General features: G+C 67.9%; 1 protein-coding gene. It reads right to left on the reverse strand.

Annotation, left to right across the window (positions count from 1 at the left end; genetic code table 11):
- Nucleotides 1–1,303: DNA polymerase Y family protein (locus VTU_RS0103030; RefSeq protein WP_010100631.1), on the reverse strand; the 1,303-nt coding region annotated here is incomplete at its 3' end.
- Between the last annotated feature and the right edge of the window lie 294 nt (nt 1,304–1,597).

Here is a 1,597-nt window from a genome sequence, read left to right on the forward strand (position 1 = left end):
CGTCGTAGCGCAGCTTCACGCCGATGGTGCGGGCCACGTAGCCTTTGCGTTGCAGGTCCTGCGCGAGGCGCATGCACAGGTCGGTGAAAATCCGGCCCAATTCGGCCTTGTCGTGCACGGCGTGCAGGTCGCGCTCGAACGTGGTCTCGCGGCTCATGCTCACGGGCTCGCTCGTGGTCACCACGGGGCTGTCGTCCTGGCCCCAGGACGCGCGGTGCATCCAGGCCCCGATCGACTTGCCAAAGCGCTCCACCAGCCACTGCGGGTCTTGCGCCGCGAGCTCGCCAATGGTGTGCACGCCCAGCGCCGCCAGCTTCGCGCCCGCCTTGGGGCCGATGCCACTGATCTTGCGCACGTCGAGCGGCCAGATCCTGCTTTGCAGATCCTGCGCGTAGACGATGGAGACGCCGTTGGGCTTGTCGAACTCGCTGGCCATCTTGGCCAGCAGCCGATTGGGCGCCACGCCGATGGAGCAAGTCAGCCCCGTCCTGTCAAAAATGCTTTTCTGGATCAACCGCGCCAGCACACGCCCGCCCTCGCGCTGACCGCCGGGTACCTCGGTGAAGTCGATGTACACCTCGTCCACGCCCCGGTCCTGCATCACTGGTGCGATTTCGGTGATGGTGCTCTTGAAGAGGCGCGAATACCTGCGCACCTCGTCCGCATCCACGGGCAGCACGATGGCCTGGGGACACAGCCGGGCCGCCTTCATCATGCCCATGGCCGAGCCCACACCAAACTGCCGCGCGGCGTAGGTGGCCGTGGTGATCACGCCCCGGCCCACATAGTCCCTGAGCCGCGCAAAGTCCGCCACCGGGACGCTGCTCGGACCCGCCCCACCGGGGCCTTGCGGCAAAAGCGCGTCGCCCTCGCGGCGCCTGCCACCAATCACCACCGGCAGGCCCTTGAGCTGCGGGTAGCGCAGCAGTTCGACGGAGGCAAAGAAGGCATCCATGTCGAGATGCGCGATGCGGCGCAACGACCCGCCGGGGCGCTCGGGTGCACAAGGGTCGGCAGAGGGGTCTGGCGCAGCCACGGTCACGGCCGCCATTGTGCGCGACTGCGAAGCGCGCGCGCCGCCGCTGCGCGTAAGCACCAGCACACCCGGGTGACCCATCTCGAGGGCCGTGATCCACGCGATGCCGTCGTCGCTGCGCATCCCGGAAATCGCCTTGCTGGAGATCATGCCCCGGTCGCCGACCATGAGCACCTGATCGAGGCCAAAGCGCTGACGCACCTGCTGCACCGCCGGCAAGAAGCGCGGGCTATCGGCGGTGTTGCCATCGAACACCGAGACGGCCACCGGGCAGCCACGGACATCGGTGAGCAGGCCGTATCCATCTGCAACGTACCGCGCTTGCCGTCGCGGCTGTGCCCCGCTGGGCCAACGGGCAGCCGTGGCCCTCGAAGTCGCTGGAGGAGGGTGTCGGGCGAGACGATGCGCGCGGCCACCATGGCCAGCACCAAGTCACGCTCGCGGCTGGGCGCACGAGCGAGCACGGACGCCAGCCCCAGGCGCTGCATGGCGACACGGACGGTCTCATGGATTCCAAATGTAAAATGTGTTATAGTCCGTGAGCGCTTCGTGGCCGTGCGG

The organism is Verminephrobacter aporrectodeae subsp. tuberculatae At4 (genome assembly GCF_000193225.1).
Lineage (GTDB): Bacteria > Pseudomonadota > Gammaproteobacteria > Burkholderiales > Burkholderiaceae_C > Acidovorax > Acidovorax aporrectodeae.